The organism is uncultured Microbacterium sp. (assembly GCF_963521645.1).
Taxonomy (GTDB): domain Bacteria; phylum Actinomycetota; class Actinomycetes; order Actinomycetales; family Microbacteriaceae; genus Microbacterium.
In genome coordinates this window covers 12,549-33,949 of the sequence record NZ_CAUQVQ010000009.1, presented here as the reverse complement: position 1 = coordinate 33,949, position 21,401 = coordinate 12,549, and the positions used below count along the sequence as shown (strand labels likewise).

Sequence of the window (21,401 nt, the reverse complement as noted above, 5' to 3'; positions counted from 1 at the left end):
TCTTCACTCACCCGAAGTCAGCGCGACGAGCTTCTCCTTCACCTGTCGTCTGAGCACCTTGCCGATCAGCGAAGTGGGGAGCTCGTCGACGATGAAGATGCGGCGGGGAACCTTATAGGGCGTGAGGATGCCGCGGGCATGGTCGCGCACCGCCTCGACGTCGACCTCGGCTCCCGCGGCGATCACGATAGCCGCGACGACCTCTTCGCCCGAGTGGTCGCTCGGAAGACCGACCACCGCGGCGTCCGCCACCTGCGGATGCTGCCGCAGAGCATTCTCGACCTCGGTCGGGGCCACGTTGAAGCCGCCGGTGATGATGAGCTCTTTGATGCGGTCGACGATTCTGATGAAACCTGCATCGTCGACCGTCACGATGTCGCCGGTGCGGAACCAGCCGTCGACGAAGACGGCCTCGGTCTCCTCCGGCTTGCCGTAGTAGCCGGAAAAGACCTGCGGCCCTCGCACCAGAAGTTCACCCGCGGTGCCGGGGGTCACATCCCGCGTCGGATCATCGGGGTCGACCACGCGGCACTCCGTCCCGGGCAGCGGCAGTCCGACCGTTCCCGGTACCCGGTTGTCTGCCACGGGGTTCGCCATCAGCACGGGGGAGCATTCGCTGAGCCCGTATCCCTCGACCAGGAAACCGTTCGTCGCGGCCTCGAACGGCACGACGAGCTCATGCGGCAGGGCCATCGCTCCCGAGATCGCGACCTCGATGCCGTCGAGCGAGACTCCCTTGGCGTTCGCGGCTGCCAACAGGCGATCGGCGATGGGCGGGACGAGCGGGAGGAAAGTGGCCGGATGCTTCTTCACCACGTCGAGAACGAGATCCGGATCGAACTTCGGGAACAGCACGAGCCGCGCGCCCATCGACATCGCGAACGTCAAGCACAGCGTGAGTCCGTACGCGTGGAACATCGGCAGCACGGCGTACACGACGCAGCCCTTGCCGCGCTGGATCGACGGCACCCAGGCCTGCGACTGCGCGGCGTTCGCGAGCAGGTTGCCGTGCGTGAGTGCCGCGCCCTTCGGAGTTCCGGTGGTCCCCGACGTGTACTGGATGATCGCGAGATCTTCGGTGGCCGGCCGGGGATGCGTGTCCGGAAGCGGGGTCGATCGCGTCACCGAATCCCACGTGATCGTTCCCCGCACCTTCTCCGTCAGCGCGGCGCGCGACTCCCGCGCCTTGGCTATCGGCAGCCGCAGCGCGGCGCGCGTGAAGAGGGGCATGGCGCGGGTCACGTCGACGGAGATCAGATTCGTCACCGCGAGGTCGGCCGGGAACTCCTGCACGGTGGAGACGACCTTGTTCCACACGATCGCGTGCTTCGCGCCGTGGTCCTCGAACTGCTTGCGCAGTTCCCGCGGGGTGTAGAGCGGATTGTGCTCGACCACGACGGCCCCGAGGCGGAGCACGGCGTAGAAGGCGACGATGTGCTGCGGGCAGTTCGGCAACACGATCGCGACAGGATCACCAGCGCGCACGCCGAGGTCACGCAGTCCCGATGCTGCCCGGGTGATCGCATCCTGCAGATCGGAGTATGTCGTCTCGCGCCCGAAGAACTGCAGCGCGGGTGCATCCGGGTAGTCGCGCGCCGAGGCGGCGACGATGTCGATCAACGAGCCGGACACGGGGGAGAGGTCCTGGGGGACTCCCGCGGCGTAGCTGGTGACCCATGGGCGAGGAGGCTGATACGAGCTCACCCGCCCAGCATAGGGCGGCGTCACCGGACCGCAGGGACCCTGCCAGCGCGGCAACTAGACTTGAGAGCGTGTCTGAAATCACCCCTGATCTCGTGCGTCATCTCGGCGTGCTCGCGCGCATCCAGCTCAACGACGACGAGGTGACCCGGCTGACGGGCCAGCTCGACGCCATCGTCGACAACATCGCGAAGGTGTCGGAGGTCGCAAGCCCCGACGTGGCCGCGACGAGTCATCCCATACCGCTGAGCAATGTGTATCGGCCCGACGTCGTCGGCGAACCTCTCACGCACGAGCAGGTCCTTCAGAATGCGCCGGACCAGGCAGACGGCCGGTTCCGCGTCACCGCGATCCTGGGAGAAGAGCAGTGAGCGACATCATCCGCCTGACCGCCGCCGAACTCGCCGAGAAGCTCGTCAGCCGCGAGATCTCGAGCGTCGAGGCGACTCGCGCGCACCTCGACCGGATCGCGGCCGTCGACGGCGATGTCCATGCCTTCCTGCACGTCAACGACGGTGCTCTCGCGGCTGCTGCCGCCGTCGACGCTCAGCGCGCAGCGGGCGAACCTCTCGGCCCGATCGCAGGCGTGCCGTTGGCCATCAAGGACGTTCTGGTCACGACGGATCAGCCGACGACGAGCGGCTCGCGGATCCTCGAGGGCTACCGCTCGCCCTACGACGCCACGGTCGTCGCGCGATCACGCGCCGCAGGCATGATCCCGCTCGGCAAGACCAACATGGACGAGTTCGCCATGGGATCCTCCACCGAGCACTCCGCATACGGCCCCACCCGCAACCCGTGGGACCTCGATCGGATCCCCGGCGGTTCGGGCGGGGGGTCGGCAGCGGCCGTCGCCGCGTTCGAGGCGCCTCTCGCACTGGGCTCCGACACCGGCGGCTCGATCCGTCAGCCCGCGCACGTGACCGGCACCGTCGGCGTCAAGCCGACCTACGGCGGCGTGAGCCGCTACGGCGCCATCGCGCTCGCCTCGAGCCTCGACCAGGTCGGACCGGTCACGCGCACCGTGCTCGACGCCGGTCTCCTGCACGACGCGATCGGCGGCCATGACCCGAAGGACTCCACCTCGCTCCGCGATGAGTGGCCGTCGTTCGCGGAGGCCGCCCGGGAGGGTGCGCGCGGAGATGTCCTCAAGGGGCTCAAGGTCGGCGTCATCCGGGAGCTGCCCGACAGCGGCTTCCAGCCCGGCGTCGCCGAGTCGTTCCGCAGCGCACTTGCGCTGATGGAGGCTCACGGCGCAGAGATCGTCGAGATCGGCGCGCCGCACTTCGAGTACGGCGTGGCTGCCTATTACCTGATCCTGCCCGCCGAGGCGTCCAGCAACCTCGCGAAGTTCGACTCGGTGCGCTTCGGCCTCCGCGTCACGCCGAACGGCACTCCGACGGTCGAGGACGTGATGTCCGCGACGCGTGACGCCGGTTTCGGCGATGAGGTGAAGCGTCGCATCATCCTCGGTACGTACGCGCTGTCGGCCGGGTACTACGACGCGTACTACGGCAGCGCGCAGAAGGTCCGCACGCTCATTCAGCAGGACTTCGCGAACGCCTTCGCCGATGTCGACGTCATCGCGACGCCGTCGGCCCCGACCACGGCGTTCAAGATCGGCGAGAAGATCGACGATCCGCTGCAGATGTACCTGAACGACATCACGACGATCCCCGTGAACCTCGCCGGCGTCCCCGGGATCTCGGTTCCCAGCGGACTGGCAGCGGAGGACGGGCTGCCGGTCGGCATCCAGTTCATCGCCCCCGCGCGTGAGGACGCGCGGCTCTACAGAGTCGGCGCCGCGGTCGAGACGCTGCTCGTCGATTCGTGGGGAGCACCGCTCCTCACGCGTGCACCCCAGCTCGTGGGAGGGACCCGCTGATGGCCACCGCCAAGCTCATGGACTTCGACAAGGCCCTGGAGATGTTCGAGCCCGTGCTCGGGTTCGAGGTGCATGTCGAGCTCAACACGCACACGAAGATGTTCTCGGACGCGCCGAACCCCGCGAACGAGCTGTATCACGCCGCCGAGCCGAACACGCTGATCGCCCCGGTCGACCTCGGGCTGCCCGGTTCACTGCCTGTCGTGAACGAGACCGCGATCCGTTCGTCGATCAGCCTGGGCCTCGCCCTCGGCTGCTCGATCGCCCCGTCGAGCCGATTCGCGCGGAAGAACTACTTCTACCCGGACCTCGGCAAGAACTATCAGATCTCGCAGTACGACGAGCCGATCGCGTTCGAGGGATCCGTCGAGGTGGAGCTCGAGGACGGCACGATCGTGCAGATCCCGATCGAGCGCGCCCACATGGAGGAGGATGCCGGCAAGCTGACCCACATGGGTGGCGCGACCGGACGCATCCAGGGAGCCGAGTACTCCCTCGTCGACTACAACCGTGCGGGTGTTCCTCTCGTCGAGATCGTGACCAAGACGATCTTCGGCACCGAGCACCGCGCTCCCGAGGTGGCGAAAGCCTACGTTGCGACGATCCGTGACATCGTGCGCAGCCTCGGCATCTCCGAGGCACGCCTGGAGCGCGGCAACCTCCGCTGCGACGCCAACGTCTCGCTGCGCCCCCGCGGTCAGGAGAAGCTCGGCATCCGGACCGAGACGAAGAACGTCAACTCCATGCGTTCGGTCGAGCGTGCCGTGCGGTACGAGATCCAGCGTCAGGCGCAGATCCTCGCCGACGGCGGCACGATCACGCAGGAGACCCGGCACTGGCATGAGGACACCGGAACGACCTCGCCGGGTCGCCCGAAGTCGGATGCAGACGACTACCGCTACTTCCCCGAACCGGATCTGGTCCCCGTGGAGCCCACGGCGGAGCTGATCGAGTCGCTGCGCGCCGAGCTGCCGGAGCAGCCGGTGGCTCGCCGTCGGCGTCTGATGGCCGAGTGGGGGTTCACCGACCTCGAGTTCCAGGATGTGCGCAACGGTGGTCTGACCGAGGTCGTCGAGGCGACCATCGCCGCCGGAGCGACTCCGGCGACGGCGCGCAAGTGGTGGACGGGCGAGATCACGCGCCTCGCCAACGCACAGGAGAAGGATGTCACCGAGCTGGTGTCGCCGGAGAACGTCGCCGCACTGCAGAAGCTCGTCGACGCGGGAACGCTCACGGACAAGCTGGCACGTCAGGTGCTCGAGGGAGTCATCGCCGGGGAGGGGACGCCTCAGGAGGTCGTCGACGGCCGCGGACTCGCGGTCGTCTCGGATGACGGAGCGCTGATCGCCGCTATCGACGAGGCCCTCGCCGCGCAGCCCGACGTGCTCGCGAAGATCAAGGACGGGAAGGTCCAGGCCGCCGGTGCCGTGATCGGCGCGGTGATGAAGGCCATGAAGGGCCAGGCGGATGCCGCCAGGGTCCGGGAACTCGTCCTCGAGCGCGCTGCGCAGTAACCCCCGCCCCCGGGCCTCGTGTCCGAGGTCCGGGGGAGAATGGTCTCATGGGACACGGCGACGGCAGAGGGCGCATCGTGTCGTCCGCCGATGCCGACGACACGGGGACGAGCATCCTTCATGTCGACATGGATGCGTTCTATGCGGCGGTCGAGGTGCTCGACGACCCCGGGCTTCGCGGTCTCCCGTTGATCATCGGGGCTCCGGACGGTCGGTCGGTCGTCTCCAGCGCTTCCTACGAGGCGCGCCGATACGGAGTGCGCGCCGCCATGCCGGTGTCGCAGGCGCTCAGGCTGTGTCCCTCGGCGAAGATCGTGCCTCCGCACTTCCACCGCTACCGGGCGGTCTCCCGTCAGGTGATGGCGATCTTCGAGTCGATCACACCGCTGGTCGAGCCGCTGTCGGTCGACGAGGCATTCCTCGATGTCCGGGGCGTGCGGCGCCTGTGGGGCAGCCCGGCACAGATCGCCCAGCTGGTGCGTGAGCGCGTGAGCGACGAGGTCGGCATCACCTGCAGCGTCGGCGTGGCGGCGACCAAGCACGTCGCCAAGATGGCGTCGACGATCTCGAAGCCGAACGGCATGCTCGTGGTCGCTGCCTCCGATACGCAGGCATTCCTCGACCCGCGACCCGTGCGGGCGATGTGGGGTGTGGGCCCGAAAGCCGCGGAGGCGCTGGAAGGGCGCGGAATACGTACGGTCCGCGACATCCGCACGTCATCGGCGGAGATGCTCGATCGCGCGGTCGGTCCCGCCCTGAGCGCCCGCCTCGCGCAGCTCGCCCGCGGGGAGGACGCGCGAGCGGTCGAGACCGAACGGATCGAGAAGAGCATCGGCCACGAAGAGACCTTCGACACCGACGTCTCCGATCGCACGTACCTCCGGGCAGAGCTGCTCAGACTCGCCGATCGTGTCGCCGCCCGGCTGCGGAAGGCCGAGTGGGAGGCCGCCACGGTGGCGATCAAAGTCCGCTTCGACGACTTCCGCACGGTGAGCCGCTCCCAGACCCTGCCGGAGCCGACCGCCGTCGGCCAGCGAATCGGCGAAGCCGCACAGACGTTGTTCGACCAGATCGAACGCCGCGATCCCGTGCGTCTCGTCGGTGTGCGCGCCGAGAAGCTCCGGCCTGCGGGCGGCGGCGGCATCGGTCTCTGGGACGATGATGAGGACTGGCGTCGCGTCGAGGGCGCGGTGGACGACGCCGTCGCACGTTTCGGATCGGCGATGATCGGTCGAGCCCGGCATATCGGACGGGGCGAAGGCCGCGGTGCCGCGCAGCATCCGAGAACGCACGGCCTGGATTGACCTCTCCGCCGATCGATTCCTGGGCTAGCGTGGAGCCATGCCCAACATTGCACTGGAACTCGGAAAGCAGACCGCCTCGTTCGGCGTGAAGAGCGCGTACGGAGAACCGCAGGATGTCGATGGCGTGAGCATCACCCCTGTGGCCTTCACATACTCGGGCTTCGGCGGCGGAAGCGGCGACGGTGCCGAAGGCGGTGGCGGCGGGGGAGTCTCCGTGCCCGTCGGCGTGTACGTGCGTCGCGAGGAGGGCCTTCGATTCGAGCCCAATATCGTCACTCTGCTGGTCGTCGCCGTACCGTTCGTCTGGGTGGCAGGGCGAGCACTCTCGCGCATCATCCGTGCCCTCAAGAAGTGATGACCCGGTCGCGGTCGCGCTCGAGCGCGCCGCGACGCTGATCGCCGCTGATATCCGCGGTCTCGCGGCGGCCAATCCGGTCGTCATCGTCGACGGACGCAGCGGAGCAGGAAAGACCACGCTCGCGCGCATGCTCGTCGAACGCTGGCCGATCGTCGGCAGGGTGCAGGTCGTCGCCCTGGACTCGATCTATCCGGGGTGGGACGGGCTGGAGAGCGGCGTCGAGCACGCCCTCGACGGCATCCTGAGGCCCCACGGCCGCGGGTATCTCGGAGAATGGCGCCGCTGGGACTGGGAACGGAATGTCGAGGCGGAGAGCCATGCCGTGGACCCGTCGCTCGGAGTGCTCATAGAAGGCAGCGGAATCCTGACACCGGCGACCGCGGCTATCGCGGACGTGCGCGTCTGGCTCGAGTCCGCCGAGCCGGGGCGCAAGGCGCGGGCACTCGATCGGGATGGCGACGCCTACCGCCCGCATTGGGACAGGTGGGCGGCGCAGGAGAACGCTCACATCGCTCGGGACGATCCGCGATCCCTCGCCACGCGCGTCATCGACGTGCCCTGAGGGCTCACAAGATCTCGTCGGCCGCTTCGATGATGAGTTCGAGCCGGTAGCCGAGCCAGTCGTAGACGCCGAACCTGGCGTCGTCAGGATCGTTGTCGTCGTCGCTCTCGATGCCCAGACGCTCAGCGATCACGAGCCGCAGCGCCGTGAGCGTGCGCAGCCAGGAGTCGACATCGGAATCCGGGATGTCCAGCGAATGTTCGGTGAATGCGTCGACCTGAGACATGGAGGCCACGTCGCCGCGGAGATCGGCGAGTGCGGCTCGAACGACATCCGCATCGAGTGCCCGTCGGTCGAGAGTGTCCTCCTGCGTCGCCTGTCGGAAGGAGCGCGAAGCCTCGTCGTCATCGGGGTACGGGTCGGGGACCAGACGCCTGATGGCCGGATCGGAGGCATCCCGGTCCGAGCCGACGAGCTCACGGAAGTCGTCGACGAGCTGGGCGAGCTGGGCGGCTTCCAGCCGCGCCATCCGCACGCGCACGATCGCATCGGTCATCGTGAGGCCTTTCGCACGGTCGCCCAGAGACCGTAGTCGTGCATGGCCTGGGCGTGGACCTCCATCGTCTCGCGTGGACCGCTGGCGACGACGGCGTGCCCGTCATGATGAACGGCGCGCATGAGCTGTGTCGCCCGTTCGAGCGAGTACCCGAAGTAGGTGCGGAACACACGCACGACGTAGCTCATCAGGTTGACGGGGTCGTTCCACACGACCACCTCCCAGGGTTCGAGGGGCGCAGCCGTGAGCTCGACGATCTCCTCGACATCGGGCGTCGCAAGGGGAGTCATGCCCACCCCAGCTCGTGCAACTGCGCGTCGTCGATGCCGTAGAAGTGCGCGATCTCGTGCACCAGGGTCGTGTGCACCTCGTCGCGAAGCTCGGTCTCGTCCTCGCAGGCCGCGAGATGCGGCTCGCGATACACGACGATCCGGTCGGGCAGCTCGCCGGAGCCGTACTGCATCCTCTCGGTGAGTGCCAGCCCGTCGTAGAGTCCGAGGAGGTCGAGGCTCCCGTCCTCAGGGCGATCTTCGACGACGAAGACCACATTCTCGAGCCCGTCGACCATCTCGTCGGGCAGTCGATCGAGCTCGTCGATCACGAGTTCCTCGAAGCGTGCGGCATCCATCTCCATCTCCTCCAGCCTATTGCCGCGAGAGCGGGCGACGCGTCAGTGAAGGAAGACCAGGAGCGCGGCAACCGCGATGAAGAGCGCGCCGAAGATGCTGTTCAACGTTCGCTGACCCGTCGCCGACCGGGTCAATCGACGGAACGGGCGAGCCGCGGTCGCGAAAAATCCCCACATCACGAGCACGTCGACGACCGTCACGGTGAGGATCAGCGTGAGGTACTGCGGCAACTGGGGCTCGTCCAGGCGTATGAACTGCGGGATGAACGCCAGGAAGAACACGATGGCCTTCGGGTTGAGCAGATTCACCCAGAACCCTCGTCGGATCATCGACCAGTGGCCCTCACGCAGGTCGATGTCGGGATCGACGTCGAGCTCCGCGGAGGCGGGCTTGGTCAGGATCAGCCGTAGTCCGAGGAACAAGAGGTAGGCGGCACCGGCATAGCGGATGACGGTGAACAGCACCTCGGACTGCGAGACGACGAGTCCGAGCCCGGCCGCGACGATGGCGACGTGGACGATGAGGGCGAGCTGCTGGCCCACGATTCCCCAGATGGAACGGCGCCACCCCTGGCTGAGGGCGTTCGACATCGTATTGATGGCGCCGGCGCCCGGAGTGAAGCTGATCACGACGCAGGCGGTCAGGAGCGAGAACCATACGGCGAGTGACACTCCGCAATCCTAGAGGCGAAGGCACCGTCGTCCGGACCGATCGCGCACAGATGCAGAAGAGGCCCGAGTCACATGACTCGGGCCTCTTATGAGCTGGGGTGAGTAACGGGACTCGAACCCGCGACATCCGGCACCACAAGCCAGCGCTCTACCAGCTGAGCTATACCCACCATGTACCAACCTGGGTTGGCGACCTGACAAGTGTATTACATGTTCGGAGTGAACTCTGACACGGTGCGGGTCGCGATGTCGCGCGCATCGTCACTGCTCGGCCCCGGCTCGTCGACGAAGACAGCTTCCCGGTAGTAGCGAAGCTCTCGGATCGATTCGAGGATGTCCGCGAGCGCGCGATGGCCCCCATCCTTCGCCGGCGCCTGGAAGAACACTCGGGGGTACCACCGGCGAGACAGCTCCTTGATGCTCGAGACATCGACGTTCCGGTAGTGCAGCCACTGGTCGACCTCCGGCATGTACTTCGCGAGGAACATCCGGTCGGTGCCGATGGTGTTTCCGGCGAGCGGTGCCTTTCGCTCGAGCGGAACGAACCGCTTGATGTAGGCGAGAGTCTGCGCCTGCGCGTCCTCGAGCGATACACCGTCGGGGATCTCGGTGATCAGCCCGGAGGTCTCGTGCATCTTCGCCACGAAGTCGTTCATGTTCTCGAGGGCGGCCGCACCAGGTCGGATCACGATCTGGAAGCCCGGATCGACGGGCTGCAACTCGAAATCGGTGATGACCACCGCGATCTCCACGAGCTCGTCCACGGCGAGGTCGAGCCCCGTCATCTCGCAGTCGATCCAGACGAGGCGGTCGTTCTCTGACGCAGATACCATGCGGCCATACTATCGACGGCACAGACATCAGCCTCTGGCGCGGTACGGTAGAAGTGCCCCGCCTCCGTAGCTCAGGGGATAGAGCAGGAGCCTTCTAATCTCTTGGTCGCAGGTTCGAATCCTGCCGGGGGCACCATCGGCGCGGCGTACCGAAGTGGCCGCGCTCAGCCGTTGCGCAGCGCCGCCACCGCGTCGTCGGCCCGCCAGAAGTCGCCGACGAGTCGGAACGACGCGCTCGCGAGGTGAAGTCGCTCTGCACGGTATCTGACGCCCAGAGGGTCGCTCATGAGGCGGAGATGGCCGATAGTGCGGCCGGACGAATTCTGGACCCGCCACAGGTGAGCGGCGGCGCGGATGAGACGCTCTCGCGGTGAGGCGAGTTTCGGCGCGGCGTAGGGAGCCTCGGGGCGGGGACTGATCAGGGTGTCGGACATCGGTTTTCTCCTCTCGATTCGAACATATGGGCGACCACCGACATCCGGCGCGCCGACGTTCGCGGGCCGTCCTGCACAGCCGACGGGTTGTGAGAATCCGTCCACGACCTGCGCCTCTGCGGGCGCAGCCGCGTCGCCCGTGCGCGCACTCTGGGTACATCCGGGCGCGGGCCCGGCACACAGAGGAGACGAGCAATGCACGACACCGTCACGATCATCGGCAACGTCGCGACCGACCCGACTCAGGGGCGGACCGCGAGCGGCATCCCGGTCACGAATTTCCGATTGGCGAGCACGCACCGGCGGTTCGATGACGCGACCCAGACATGGGTCGATGTCATCACGAACTGGTATTCGGTCGCGGCGTTCCGCCAGCTCGCGGAGAACGCGAAGGCATCGTTGAGGTCCGGCGACAGCGTGATCGTCACGGGCCGGTTGAAGATCCGGTCCTGGGAGAACAACGGCAAGCAGGGGACGAGCGTGGACATCGATGCGGATGCGATCGGCCACGATCTGCGGTGGGGGATGACCGCCTACCGTCGGAGCCCGCGAGCTGCCGGCTCTGAGCGAGCGCGCGACCAGGCACCCCCTGAGCAGCCGGATGAAGGGGGCGCTGGGCACCGGGAGGGACCCGACGATCGTATGGAGATCGACACGTCGTGGGCGACGGTGGATGAGCGCACCCCTGACTTCGACACCGATTTCGCGGCGGCGACCGGAGCCCGCTGAACCCCGTCAGCGCATGACGGGCGGAGGAGCCCGACGGCGGCGGCCGGGGAGTCGGCCCGTAGACTCGACCCGTGTTTCGACCCTCGGGCTCCTCCGTCCTCCGTCATGCGACCGCGTGCGCCGCCGCAGCGGCACTCATTCTGACGCTCGCCTCCTGCTCGCCGGCGGATCCATCCGGTCCTACTCCGGAGGGGAGCGCTCCCGCTGCGGGGCAGACGCCGACCCCGTCCGACGCGGGCCCTGCGCTCGTCCCCGACGGGACCGCGGAGGACAATCTGCCTCTCTTCAGCGCGGTGACCGCTCAGGTGTGGTCGTCCGAATCCCGTGGTTCCGGTCGCGCGTACGTGGATGCGCTGATCGCTGCAGGATTCGATCGCGCGGCGATGCAGGTCACGCAGGATGTCACGACCGTGGGCAACCCGGTCGAGAGTCTGCAGTTCTCGGTGCGATGGGGCGAGGCGGACTGCCTGATCGGACAAGTGGGCCCGTCGACAGGAGAACCCGTCACTGCTGTGCTGCCGCAGCTGGCGGAGGGCCGGTGCCTGGTGGGAACGACCCGCGCCATCGACTGGTGATCCGGACGGGGTCGAAGCTGTGATCGCTTACGGCGGGAGTCCGATACGGGGCCGGTAGGCTGGAGTGTCGATCCTCGACGCCAACAGAAGGAGTTTTTTCGGTGGCTGAGTACATCTACTCGATGGTCCGAGCGCGCAAGGCGGTGGGCGAGAAGCTCATCCTCGACGACGTGACGATGTCGTTCCTCCCGGGCGCGAAGATCGGCATGGTCGGGCCCAACGGCGCGGGTAAGTCCACGATCCTCAAGATCATGGCGGGTCTCGACACGCCCTCGAACGGCGAGGCGAAGCTGACGCCGGGATTCTCCGTCGGGATCCTCATGCAGGAGCCCGAGCTCGACGAGTCCAAGACCGTCATCGAGAACATCCAGGACGGCATCGCGATCAAGGCGAAGGTCGACCGTTTCAACGAGATCTCGATGCTGATGGCCGATCCGGACGCGGACTTCGATTCGCTCCTCGCCGAGATGGGAGCCCTGCAGGAGGAGATCGACGCTGCTGACGGCTGGGACCTCGATTCACAGCTGGAGCAGGCGATGGACGCGCTGCGCACGCCTCCCGGAGACGCGGCGATCGCGCCTCTCTCGGGTGGTGAGAAGCGCCGTGTCGCGCTCGCGAAGCTGCTTCTCCAGAAGCCCGATCTGCTGCTGCTCGACGAGCCGACCAACCACCTCGACGCCGAAAGCGTGCTCTGGCTCGAGCAGCACCTGCAGGCGTACAAGGGTGCAGTCATCGCCATCACCCACGACCGGTACTTCCTCGACCACGTCGCGGAATGGATCGCAGAGGTCGACCGTGGTCGTCTGATCGGCTACGAGGGCAACTACTCGACCTACCTGGAGAAGAAGGGCGAACGCCTCGAGATCCAGGGGAAGAAGGACGCCAAGCTCGCCAAGCGCCTCAAGGAGGAGCTGGAGTGGGTGCGGTCGAGCGCGAAGGGGCGTCAGACGAAGTCGAAGGCGCGTCTCGCCCGTTACGAGGAGATGGCGACGGAGGCCGAGCGCACGAGGAAGCTCGACTTCGAGGAGATCCAGATTCCTGCCGGTCCGCGTCTGGGCAGCGTCGTGATCGAGGCGAAGAAGCTGCAGAAGGGCTTCGACGGACGCTCGCTCATCGACGGCCTCAGCTTCAGCCTGCCGCCCAACGGCATCGTGGGCGTGATCGGACCCAACGGTGTGGGAAAGACGACGCTCTTCAAGACCATCGTCGGTCTCGAGCCGCTCGACGGCGGAGATCTGAAGATCGGTGAGACGGTCAAGATCAGCTACGTCGACCAGTCGCGCTCGAACATCGACCCCGACAAGACGCTGTGGGAGGTCGTGTCCGACGGGCTCGACTTCATCACTGTGGGCAAGACCGAGATCCCGTCGCGCGCGTACGTGTCCAAGTTCGGCTTCAAGGGACCCGACCAGCAGAAGAAGGCAGGAGTGCTCTCGGGCGGTGAGCGCAACCGCCTGAACCTCGCGCTGACCCTCAAAGAGGGCGGCAACCTGCTCCTGCTCGACGAGCCCACGAACGACCTCGACGTCGAGACTCTGAGCTCGCTCGAGAACGCCCTTCTCGAGTTCCCCGGGTGCGCCGTGGTCATCACGCACGATCGATGGTTCCTCGATCGCATCGCGACCCACATCCTGGCCTACGAGGGCACGGACGAGAAGCCCGACCAGTGGTACTGGTTCGAGGGCAACTTCGAGGCCTACGAGGAGAACAAGATCCAGCGTCTCGGAGCGGATGCCGCCAAGCCGCACCGCTCCACGCACCGCAAGCTGACCCGCGACTGATCCTCGTCGTGTCGGAATCATCACCGGGAGCCCGGCTGCACATCCCGATCCACCTCCGCTGGGGGGATCTGGATGCGTTCAACCACGTCAACAACACCTCGATGCTCAAGCTGCTCGAGGAAGCGCGCGTGCGCGCGTTCTGGCGTGCGGGCCCCGGTGAGGAGGCCCCGTCGACGGCCGTCCTGGATTCAGGGCTGGACGAGGGCATCCTCACACTGATCGCACGGCAGGAGATCGAGTACCTGGCTCCTGTGCCCTACCAGCGGCGTCCGCTCGAGGTCCAGATGTGGTTCGGCAAACTCGGCGGCTCGAGCGTCGAGGTCTGCTACGAGGTCCACAACGATCCCGAGGTTGAGCCCCGAGTCGTCTACGCGCGTTCGACGGCGGTCATCGTCCTGGTCGATGCCGCCACGGGGCGACCCACGCGGCTGACACAGGAGATGCGTGACGCGTGGGAACCGTACATGGGACCCTCGATCGAGTACGCACACCGCTGAGCAGAAGCGCGACTCGTCACTCCGGCGTCGGCACCCTCACCATGATCTCCTGTGCCACCGAGGCGATGAGATCGCCGGTCTGCGTGTAGATCCGTCCCTGAGCCAGACCGCGTCCGCCCCGCGCGTTCGGCGATTCCTGCAGGTAGAGCAGCCACTCGTCGACGCGAGCGGGACGATGCCACCACATCGCGTGGTCGAGACTCGCGACCTTGAGTCCCGGGAGCCCCCAGTGCACACCGTGCGCGCGGAGGATGGACTCCTGGATCGTCATGTCGCTCAGGTAGGCGAGAGCGGCCCGGTGGATGCGCTGGTCGTCGGGGAGCGGTGCCTTCATGCGCATCCAGACGCCCTGCTGGGGGACGCGGGCGTCGTCGCTCGGAAGGAACAGCGGAGAGTCGACATGTCGCACGTCCGCGGCGCGATCGCTGAGCATCCGCACCACCCCGGACGGGACCCCGTCGATGCGCTGTTCGTCCGGGAGCAGCGAGTCCGGTCCGGGAACATCGTCAGGCATCGGGACGGCGTGTTCGAGGCCAGGATCGTCGTCTTGGAAGGAGGCGATCATCGAGAAGATCGGCACGCCGTTCTGGTACGCCTGCGAGCGACGGGTCGAGAACGAGCGTCCGTCGTGGATGCGATCCACCGCGATCGTGATTCCCTGACTCGCATCGCCGGGCCGCAGGAAGTAGCCGTGCATGGAGTGCACGGCGCGATCCTCCGGAAGCGTCCGCTCCGCGGCGAGGAGGCTCTGCGCGAGCACCTGGCCGCCGTAGATCCGCCCCGAGGGCATGGGATGCGATGAACCGGTGAAGATGTCCTCTGTGGTGCGCGCCTGCGTCGAATCGAGGTCGAGAACATCGAGGAGCTGTTCGACGGTGCGGATCGCGTGGGCGTCGGCGGTCATGACTTCCTTCCCGCGACAGCGGAGGCATCTGGCGTTGCTAGTTTAGAGGGTGTGCCACACCAGCTTCTTCTTGCAGACGCCGAGACGGCGAAGGACGTCCTGACCTTCGTGGGACGAGCGACCCGCATCTCCGACGAGGGGGTCCGGCTGCAGGCGGCGCGTGGCGTTCTCGCACTGACGAGTGCTGCGCTGGCGCCCCACGGCCTGTTCGATCAGACGCCCACGGTGCTGGCCATGCGCGTCGTGCAGGCCGACCCCGAGCTCGAGTGCGACATCGTCGTCTCCGCGCTCTCTCCCACCGACGACGAGCGGGCGCTGACCCTGCCCGAGACGGGGCTCTCGCCCGCGTGGGCAGGCGTCGCCCCGCCTCGGGGGGAGTGGCAGGCGACGTCGACGCTGGCGGCGTCCGCGATCGCTCAGCGCGCGCAGTGGGGGATCAGCGCGGTGGCGCGGGGAGCGACACCGGGGTCAGGTGAAGAGGCCGTCAGAGCGCTCCGTGCCGCCATCTGGGGAGAGCCGGATGAAGACCTCGGCGGGCTGCCGCGCGGCGTCGCGTTCGCGGCCGACGCCTTCGGCTTCATCTCCGGGGAAGAGGACGTCCCCGTGATGCAGTCCGGTCGGTGGACGCGGCTGGCGTTTCGTCGGGGCCATGTTCTCGCTCGTGGACCCGTGGCCTCGGGGCTCACTGCCGTCAGAGGAACCGGCGCCGCCGCGTAGCCTCCGCTCAGGTGCTCGCAGCGCGCCCTGCCTGACGACCCGAGAAGAGGCAGCCGCCGAGGAACGTGCCTTCGAGAGCCCGATAGCCGTGCATGCCGCCGCCGCCGAAGCCACTCGCCTCACCCGCGGCGTACAGACCGGGGATCGGATCCCCGTCGTCCGCGAGGACGCGGCCCTCGAGATCGGTGTTGATCCCGCCGAGCGACTTGCGCGTGAGAACGTGCAGCTTCACAGCGATGAGCGGGCCGGCCGCCGGATCCTGGAGACGATGAGGGGCCGCCGTGCGGATCAGTCTGTCACCCCGGTATCCGCGCATCGAACGCAGCATTCCGATCTGAGCGTCCTTGGTGAACTCGTTCTCCATCTCCAGGTCTCGGGCCACGATCTCCCGGCGCACGTGATCGATGTCGAGCGATTCCCCGCCGGGATGCCGCTGCATCTGCTCGAGCAGGGACTCGAGGTCGTTCTCGACGATGAAGTCCTCGCCCTCGTCGAGGAACGCCTGGACGGGACCCGTCGGTCCCTTGGCGAGACGCGATCTGACGAGCAGTCCGATGTCCTTCCCCGTGAGATCCGGGTTCTGCTCGCTTCCGGACAGCGCGAACTCCTTCTCGACGATCCGGCGTGAGGTGACGAACCAGGAGTGGTCGTGACCTGTGCCTCGAAGGTGGGCCAGTGTGCCCAGCGTGTCGAAGCCCGGGAAGAGGGGCACAGGCAGTCGTCTGCCGGTCGCGTCGAGCCAGAGCGACGAGGGGCCGGGGAGGATGCGGATCCCGTGCGACGGCCACACCGGATCCCAGTTCGTGATGCCCTCGACGTAGTGCCACATGCGGTCGCCGTTGATGAGTCGGGCACCGGCGGACTCGGAGACGGCATGCATCGATCCGTCCACGTACGCCGGTACTCCCGTGAGCATGTGCTCCGGCGGTGCGCCGAGCCGCGCGGGCCACGCCGCGCGCACGAGTTCGTGGTTTCCCCCGATGCCGCCGGAGGCCACGACGGTCGCGCCGGCGCTGATCTCGAAGTCGCCGATCGCGCGGCGCGACGATTCGACCCCCCGCTCGGCGGGACTCGACTCGAGGATCACCCCGCGTGCGCCGCTGACGGCTCCGTCGCTCGTGATGAGCTCCGTCACGCGATGGCGGGGGAGGACCGTGATCCGACCCTCGCGCTCGCCCTGCTCGATCGCCGCCGCGAACGGTGCGACGACGCCGGGCCCGGTGCCCCATGTGATGTGGAACCGAGGGACGGAGTTCCCGGGACCGAGCGCTCCGTAGCCGCCTCGTTCCGCCCACCCGACCACCGGGAAGAACCCGACGCCCCGTTCCCGCAACCAGGAGCGTTTCTCTCCCGCCGCGAACTGCAGATAGGCCTCTGCCCACCGTCGCGGCCAGTGGTCTTCGGGGCGGTCGAACGTGGCCGTTCCGAACCAGTCCTGCGTGGCGAGGGCGAGCGAATCGCGAATGCCCATCCGTCTCTGCTCAGGGGAGTCGATGAGGAACAGCCCCCCGAACGACCACCACGCCTGTCCACCGAGGTTCGTGCGCGGTTCCTGGTCGATCAGGATCACACGCCGTCCGGCGGCGAGAGCCTCGCCGGCGGCGACGAGACCGGCGAGCCCCCATCCGATGACCAGTACGTCTGCGGACACGGGCGTGTTCGTCATGTCTTCTCCGTTGATTCCTGACGTGATCGCGTCTCGAGCGTGGGGCGCCCGGCAGACGGTGCACCGATGCCCGACGGCTCGAATGTGTTCACCATGGCATACGCGGCGCGTTCGAGGTAGTCCCACAGGGTCGATTCGTGGAGGGGCGACAACTGGGCTTCGTCCACAGCCGTCCGCATGTGCCGGAGCCATCGGTCGCGCGCGTCGGGGTCCACATGGAACGGCATGTGGCGCATCCGCAGGCGCGGATGCCCGCGCGTCTCTCCGTAGGTGGTGGGGCCGCCCCAGTACTGCTCGAGGAACATCAGCAGGCGTTCTTCCGCAGGACCGAGGTCGTCTTCGGGGTACATGGGTTTCAGGACCGGATCGAGTGCGACCTCGCGATAGAACACCGAGACGATCTTCGCGAAGGTCTCGCGACCGCCGACTTCGTCGTAGAACGTCACTTCTTGGTGCTCCCGTCGTCGTTCGTCTTCTTGCGGCGCCAGATCCCGCGGTCCGGTATCACCGGCACGCCCGTCACGGCGTTCGGCCTGGTCCTCGGCGGGTTCGCCCCGCGGACTCGACGAGCGCCGTCGAGACCCGTGGGGATCACCGTGGTCATGCTCGGCAGCGTGATCTCATTCTCGAGCATGGCCGCCCGGAGGCGCTTGCGGAGCTCTTGCGCGACATCGTCCTTGGCGTTGGCACGGGCCTTGATCACGACACGGACCACGAGGGCGTCGCCGTCGATCGACTCGAGGCCCCACAGCTCGGGCTTCTCGATGATGCGGGTGCGCCACTTGGGATCCTTCGCGAGGCTCTGAGCGGTATCGAGCATTATCTGCTCGACCTTCTCGAGATCGCAGTCCGCGGGGACGCCGAGATCGATGATCGCGCGCGCCCACCCCTGGGACATGTTGCCGATCCGGAGCACCTCGCCGTTCCTCACGTACCAGAGCGTTCCGTTCACGTCGCGCACCTGGGTGATGCGCACGCTGACGTACTCGACCACACCTGAGGCGAGGCCGAGATCGACGACGTCGCCGATGCCGATCTGGTCTTCTGCGACGATGAACATGCCGTTCAACACATCCTTGACGATGTTCTGCGCGCCGAAGCCGAGGCCCGCACCGACGGCGGCGGTCAGCAGCGTCAGCGATCCGAGCAGGCTGTTATCCAGGGCGTTCACGATCAGGACCAGGGCGATGACGACGAGCATCACGTTGACGATGTTCTGCAGAATCGTGCCCAGCGTGCGGGTGCGCTGCACGAGTCGCATGTCGGCGAGAGGTGAACGCTCGAGCGCCTGAGTGTCGTCGACGTCGGCCTTGTTCTTGGCCGAGTCGACGATCCGATGCACGACCCTGCGGATCACCACGCGCAGGACGAGGGCGATGACCACGCACGACACGATGATCACCGCGACATGAAGAGCCTTCAGGCCCACGATGCCGAGGATGTTGAGGACGTCCGCCCACCACTTCGGCACCTCGGCGACGGTCGGCGCGGGAGACACTTCGAACGGGAGCATGATCATCCCCTCCAGAGTAGCGATCAGGCCTCTGTGCGGGCTGCATGCGCCGCACAGAGGCCTGATCGGAGAAGCGGGCTCAGTCCTCCGCGTCGCGCGCCTGCGCCGCGAGCGAACGCTCGACGTCGGCGAGGTTCTCGAGCACGAGGCGACGCAGTGCCGGCGCTGCATCCTGGTGTGCCGACAGCCAGGCACGGGTCGCGTCGCGCAGCTCGACATCCGCGATCGCGGTGGGGAACAGACCGACGATGAGGTACTGGGCGATCTGGTAGGTCCGGGACTCCCAGATCCGCTCGAGCATGTCGAAGTACGCGGGCACGAACGGCCGCAGAGCGTCGACGCCGGCCGGGTGCACGAAGCCGAGTGCGGCGGAGCGCACGATCGTGTTCGGGGCATCGTCGCTCTCGATGAGCGAGGCCCACGCCGCCTTCTTCGAGTCGGCATCCGGCAACGCGGCCCTGGCCTGCGCCGCGAACTCGCCGCCCTTCGAGGTGTTGTCGGACGCGAGGGCCGCGTCGATGGATGCCGCGTCCGTGGCGCCGATGGTGGCAAGACCGACCAGCAGCTGCCAGTTGAGGTCCGCGTCGATCTCGAGCCCTGGCAGCGTCTCTTCTCCCGAGCGCAGGCGACCGACGATGCCCGCGTGCTCCGGGGTGACCAGCGCATTCGCGAACGCCGTCACGAACTGCAGCTGGCTGTCGCTGCCCGATTCCGCGGCCTCGGCGAGCGCCCACAGGCCGTCGGCGACCTTCTGGCGGGCGGCGAGACGGGCATCGGGGCGAACGTACAGTGTCGCAGCGGTGCGCAGCTGTGCGAGCGTGGTGCGGACCGTGGTCGACTCGGTCTCGCGTCCGATGTTGCCCAGGACCAGGTCGATGTAGTCCGATGCGGCGGTCTCGGCGTCGCGCGTCTGGTCCCATGCCGCGCCCCATACCAGGGAGCGGGCGAGAGGGTCGCTGATGTCCGCGAGGTGCGAGATCGCGGTGGCGAGGGAGCGCTCGTCGAGGCGGATCTTGGCGTAGGCGAGGTCGTTGTCGTTGAGGAGCACGAGGTCGGGACGCTTCAGGCCGTGCAGCTCGGGGACCTCGGTGCGGTCTCCGTCGACATCGACCTCGGCGTAGTGCGAGCGGACGAGTGCGCCGTCCTTCAGGTCGTAGAAGCCGATGCCGAGGCGGTGGGGACGGATCGTCGGGTAGTCGGCCGGAGCGGTCTGGGTCACGGCGAAGCGCGTGATGGTGCCGTCCGCGTCGTCGGCGATCACCGGCTCGAGGGTGTTGACGCCTGCTGTCTCGAGCCACTTCTTCGACCAGGTGCTCAGATCCCGGCCACTGGTGGCTTCGAGCTCCGTGAGCAGGTCGCTGAGCTCGGTGTTGCCCCAGGAGTGCTTCTGGAAGTACTGCGACACACCGGCGAAGAACGCCTCGATGCCGACCCAGGCAGCGAGCTGCTTGAGGACCGAGCCGCCCTTGGCGTAGGTGATGCCGTCGAAGTTCACCTGCACGTCTTCGAGGTCGTTGATCTCGGCGACGATCGGGTGGGTCGAGGGGAGCTGGTCCTGACGGTACGCCCAGGTCTTCTCCATCGCATTGAACGTCGTCCACGCCTCGGTCCACTCGGTGGCCTCCGCGGTGGCGATCGTGGACGCCCACTCGGCGAACGATTCGTTCAGCCACAGGTCGTTCCACCACTTCATGGTGACGAGGTCGCCGAACCACATGTGCGCGAGCTCGTGGAGGATCGTGACCACGCGGCGCTCCTTGACCGCGTCGGTGACCTTGCTGCGGAACACGTAGGTCTCGGTGAAGGTCACGGCGCCCGCGTTCTCCATGGCCCCCGCGTTGAACTCGGGGACGAAGAGCTGGTCGTACTTCGCGAACGGATAGGGAACGCCGAACTTCGCCTCGTAGTAGGCGAAGCCCTCACGCGTCTTGTCGAAGATGTAGTCGGCGTCGAGGTGCTGCCAGAGGCTCTTGCGGCCGTAGACCCCGAGGGGGATCACACGGCCCGAGGCGCTGGTGAGCTCCGAGAAGGTCGATTCGTAGGGGCCGGCGACCAGAGCAGTGATGTACGAGGAGATGCGAGGCGTGGGGTCGAATCCCCACGTCGCGACCGTGTCGTCGTCGTGGACGATCGGCTCGGGAGTGGGGGAGTTCGAGATCACCTTCCACGAGGCCGGTGCCGTGACCGTGAACTGGAACGTGGCCTTGAGGTCGGGCTGCTCGAACACAGCGAACACCCGTCGGGAATCGGGCACCTCGAACTGGGAGTACAGATAGACCTCGCCGTCGACGGGGTCGACGAAGCGGTGCAGCCCCTCGCCGGTGTTCGTGTACTCGCAGTCGGCATCCACCACGAGGACGTTCTCGGCGTGCAGGCCGTGCAGTGCGATGCGCGAGTCCGCGAAGACGTCATCGGGGTCGAGCTGTTCGCCGTTCAACGAGATCTCGCGCACGTCGCGTGCGATGAGGTCGATGAAGGTGGTGCTCTCCGGCGTCGCGGTGAATCGCACGACGCTGCGGGAGCCGAAGACCTCCGCACCCTTCGTCAGGTCGAGCGAGACCTCGTACGACTGGGTGTCGACGACGTCACGGCGCTCCTGCGCTTCGATGCGGGTGAGGTTCTCTCCAGGCAC

General features: G+C 67.2%; 23 protein-coding genes and 2 tRNA genes. 12 read left to right on the top strand and 13 right to left on the bottom strand.

The window, feature by feature from the left end:
• Positions 1-3: 3 nt before the first annotated feature.
• Positions 4-1,704: a long-chain-fatty-acid--CoA ligase gene (locus tag RWO82_RS04200; protein ID WP_314423755.1), complete on the bottom strand. Its 1,701-nt coding sequence runs from the start codon at positions 1,702-1,704 to the stop codon at positions 4-6.
• A 68-nt stretch (positions 1,705-1,772) separates the two neighbouring features.
• Here RWO82_RS04200 and gatC point away from each other — a divergent pair, with 68 nt between their 5' ends.
• From gatC to RWO82_RS04170, 6 genes are read left to right on the top strand one after another with little or no spacing between them, the layout of a single operon-like run.
• Positions 1,773-2,072, top strand: coding sequence for an Asp-tRNA(Asn)/Glu-tRNA(Gln) amidotransferase subunit GatC (gatC, locus tag RWO82_RS04195; protein WP_201469672.1), 300 nt, complete (start codon positions 1,773-1,775; stop codon positions 2,070-2,072).
• Entirely contained in the window at positions 2,069-3,586 is a 1,518-nt protein-coding gene (gene gatA / locus RWO82_RS04190; protein WP_314423751.1) for an Asp-tRNA(Asn)/Glu-tRNA(Gln) amidotransferase subunit GatA, read from the top strand. The genes gatC and gatA overlap by 4 nt, the downstream gene beginning before the upstream one ends.
• Positions 3,586-5,100: an Asp-tRNA(Asn)/Glu-tRNA(Gln) amidotransferase subunit GatB gene (gene gatB, locus RWO82_RS04185; protein WP_314423748.1), complete on the top strand. Its 1,515-nt coding sequence runs from the start codon at positions 3,586-3,588 to the stop codon at positions 5,098-5,100. Before gatA ends, gatB begins: the two co-directional genes overlap by 1 nt.
• A gap of 47 nt (positions 5,101-5,147) precedes the next feature.
• Positions 5,148-6,404, top strand: coding sequence for a DNA polymerase IV (dinB, locus tag RWO82_RS04180; RefSeq protein ID WP_314423746.1), 1,257 nt, complete (start codon positions 5,148-5,150; stop codon positions 6,402-6,404).
• 37 nt (positions 6,405-6,441) lie between these two features.
• Positions 6,442-6,759: a hypothetical protein gene (locus RWO82_RS04175; protein ID WP_314423743.1), complete on the top strand. Its 318-nt coding sequence runs from the start codon at positions 6,442-6,444 to the stop codon at positions 6,757-6,759.
• Positions 6,743-7,324 carry a hypothetical protein gene (locus RWO82_RS04170; protein ID WP_314423741.1) on the top strand — a complete coding sequence of 194 codons (582 nt, stop codon included), beginning with the start codon at positions 6,743-6,745 and terminating at the stop codon, positions 7,322-7,324. The genes RWO82_RS04175 and RWO82_RS04170 overlap by 17 nt, the downstream gene beginning before the upstream one ends.
• A gap of 4 nt (positions 7,325-7,328) precedes the next feature.
• Here RWO82_RS04170 and RWO82_RS04165 read toward each other — a convergent pair whose 3' ends face one another.
• The 6 genes from RWO82_RS04165 to orn form a co-directional block, all read right to left on the bottom strand.
• A complete protein-coding gene (locus tag RWO82_RS04165) occupies positions 7,329-7,820 on the bottom strand; it encodes a DUF2017 family protein (RefSeq protein ID WP_314423738.1) in 492 nt (163 codons plus the stop codon).
• Positions 7,817-8,110, bottom strand: a complete 294-nt coding sequence (clpS, locus tag RWO82_RS04160) for an ATP-dependent Clp protease adapter ClpS (RefSeq protein ID WP_314423735.1) — start codon at positions 8,108-8,110, stop codon at positions 7,817-7,819. The genes RWO82_RS04165 and clpS overlap by 4 nt, the downstream gene beginning before the upstream one ends.
• Positions 8,107-8,454, bottom strand: a complete 348-nt coding sequence (locus tag RWO82_RS04155; RefSeq protein WP_314423732.1) for a metallopeptidase family protein — start codon at positions 8,452-8,454, stop codon at positions 8,107-8,109. The genes clpS and RWO82_RS04155 overlap by 4 nt, the downstream gene beginning before the upstream one ends.
• 36 nt (positions 8,455-8,490) lie before the next feature.
• Positions 8,491-9,120, bottom strand: coding sequence for a LysE family transporter (locus RWO82_RS04150; RefSeq protein WP_314423730.1), 630 nt, complete (start codon positions 9,118-9,120; stop codon positions 8,491-8,493).
• Between the two features lie 94 nt (positions 9,121-9,214).
• Positions 9,215-9,290 (bottom strand) — tRNA-His (locus RWO82_RS04145).
• A gap of 36 nt (positions 9,291-9,326) precedes the next feature.
• On the bottom strand, positions 9,327-9,953 hold the full coding sequence (gene orn, locus RWO82_RS04140) for an oligoribonuclease (protein WP_314423728.1): 627 nt from the start codon (positions 9,951-9,953) through the stop codon (positions 9,327-9,329).
• Positions 9,954-10,013: 60 nt separating this feature from the next.
• On the opposite strand from orn, the gene RWO82_RS04135 reads away from it, so the two are divergent.
• Positions 10,014-10,089, top strand: a tRNA-Arg gene (locus tag RWO82_RS04135).
• Positions 10,090-10,117: 28 nt separating this feature from the next.
• On the opposite strand, the gene RWO82_RS04130 is transcribed toward RWO82_RS04135, so the two are convergent.
• Complete coding sequence (locus RWO82_RS04130; RefSeq protein ID WP_314423725.1) at positions 10,118-10,387, bottom strand: hypothetical protein; 270 nt, start codon at positions 10,385-10,387, stop codon at positions 10,118-10,120.
• A gap of 195 nt (positions 10,388-10,582) precedes the next feature.
• Between RWO82_RS04130 and RWO82_RS04125 the strand changes: the two genes are divergently transcribed.
• From RWO82_RS04125 to RWO82_RS04110, 4 genes are all read left to right on the top strand, one after another.
• On the top strand, positions 10,583-11,116 hold the full coding sequence (locus RWO82_RS04125) for a single-stranded DNA-binding protein (RefSeq protein WP_314423723.1): 534 nt from the start codon (positions 10,583-10,585) through the stop codon (positions 11,114-11,116).
• 71 nt (positions 11,117-11,187) lie between these two features.
• Positions 11,188-11,691 carry a DUF6993 domain-containing protein gene (locus RWO82_RS04120; protein WP_314423720.1) on the top strand — a complete coding sequence of 168 codons (504 nt, stop codon included), beginning with the start codon at positions 11,188-11,190 and terminating at the stop codon, positions 11,689-11,691.
• Between the two features lie 101 nt (positions 11,692-11,792).
• The gene (gene ettA / locus RWO82_RS04115) at positions 11,793-13,472 is read left to right on the top strand and encodes an energy-dependent translational throttle protein EttA (protein ID WP_314423718.1); all 1,680 of its coding nucleotides are present in this window, start codon (positions 11,793-11,795) and stop codon (positions 13,470-13,472) included.
• Positions 13,473-13,480: 8 nt separating this feature from the next.
• Positions 13,481-13,969 (top strand): thioesterase family protein, encoded by a 489-nt coding sequence (locus tag RWO82_RS04110; protein WP_314423715.1) that lies wholly within the window; start codon positions 13,481-13,483, stop codon positions 13,967-13,969.
• 16 nt (positions 13,970-13,985) lie between these two features.
• Here the strand turns inward: RWO82_RS04110 and RWO82_RS04105 are convergent, their stop codons facing one another.
• On the bottom strand, positions 13,986-14,873 hold the full coding sequence (locus RWO82_RS04105) for an acyl-CoA thioesterase II (RefSeq protein WP_314423714.1): 888 nt from the start codon (positions 14,871-14,873) through the stop codon (positions 13,986-13,988).
• A 51-nt stretch (positions 14,874-14,924) separates the two neighbouring features.
• Here RWO82_RS04105 and RWO82_RS04100 point away from each other — a divergent pair, with 51 nt between their 5' ends.
• A complete protein-coding gene (locus RWO82_RS04100) occupies positions 14,925-15,590 on the top strand; it encodes a hypothetical protein (RefSeq protein ID WP_314423711.1) in 666 nt (221 codons plus the stop codon).
• Positions 15,591-15,597: 7 nt separating this feature from the next.
• Here RWO82_RS04100 and RWO82_RS04095 read toward each other — a convergent pair whose 3' ends face one another.
• The 4 genes from RWO82_RS04095 to pepN form a co-directional block, all read right to left on the bottom strand.
• Positions 15,598-17,256, bottom strand: a complete 1,659-nt coding sequence (locus tag RWO82_RS04095) for an FAD-binding dehydrogenase (protein ID WP_314423708.1) — start codon at positions 17,254-17,256, stop codon at positions 15,598-15,600.
• The gene (locus tag RWO82_RS04090) at positions 17,253-17,702 is read right to left on the bottom strand and encodes a globin (RefSeq protein WP_314423705.1); all 450 of its coding nucleotides are present in this window, start codon (positions 17,700-17,702) and stop codon (positions 17,253-17,255) included. The genes RWO82_RS04095 and RWO82_RS04090 overlap by 4 nt, the downstream gene beginning before the upstream one ends.
• Complete coding sequence (locus RWO82_RS04085; RefSeq protein ID WP_399540710.1) at positions 17,699-18,775, bottom strand: mechanosensitive ion channel family protein; 1,077 nt, start codon at positions 18,773-18,775, stop codon at positions 17,699-17,701. The genes RWO82_RS04090 and RWO82_RS04085 overlap by 4 nt, the downstream gene beginning before the upstream one ends.
• A 73-nt stretch (positions 18,776-18,848) precedes the next feature.
• Complete coding sequence (gene pepN, locus RWO82_RS04080; protein WP_314423702.1) at positions 18,849-21,401, bottom strand: aminopeptidase N; 2,553 nt, start codon at positions 21,399-21,401, stop codon at positions 18,849-18,851.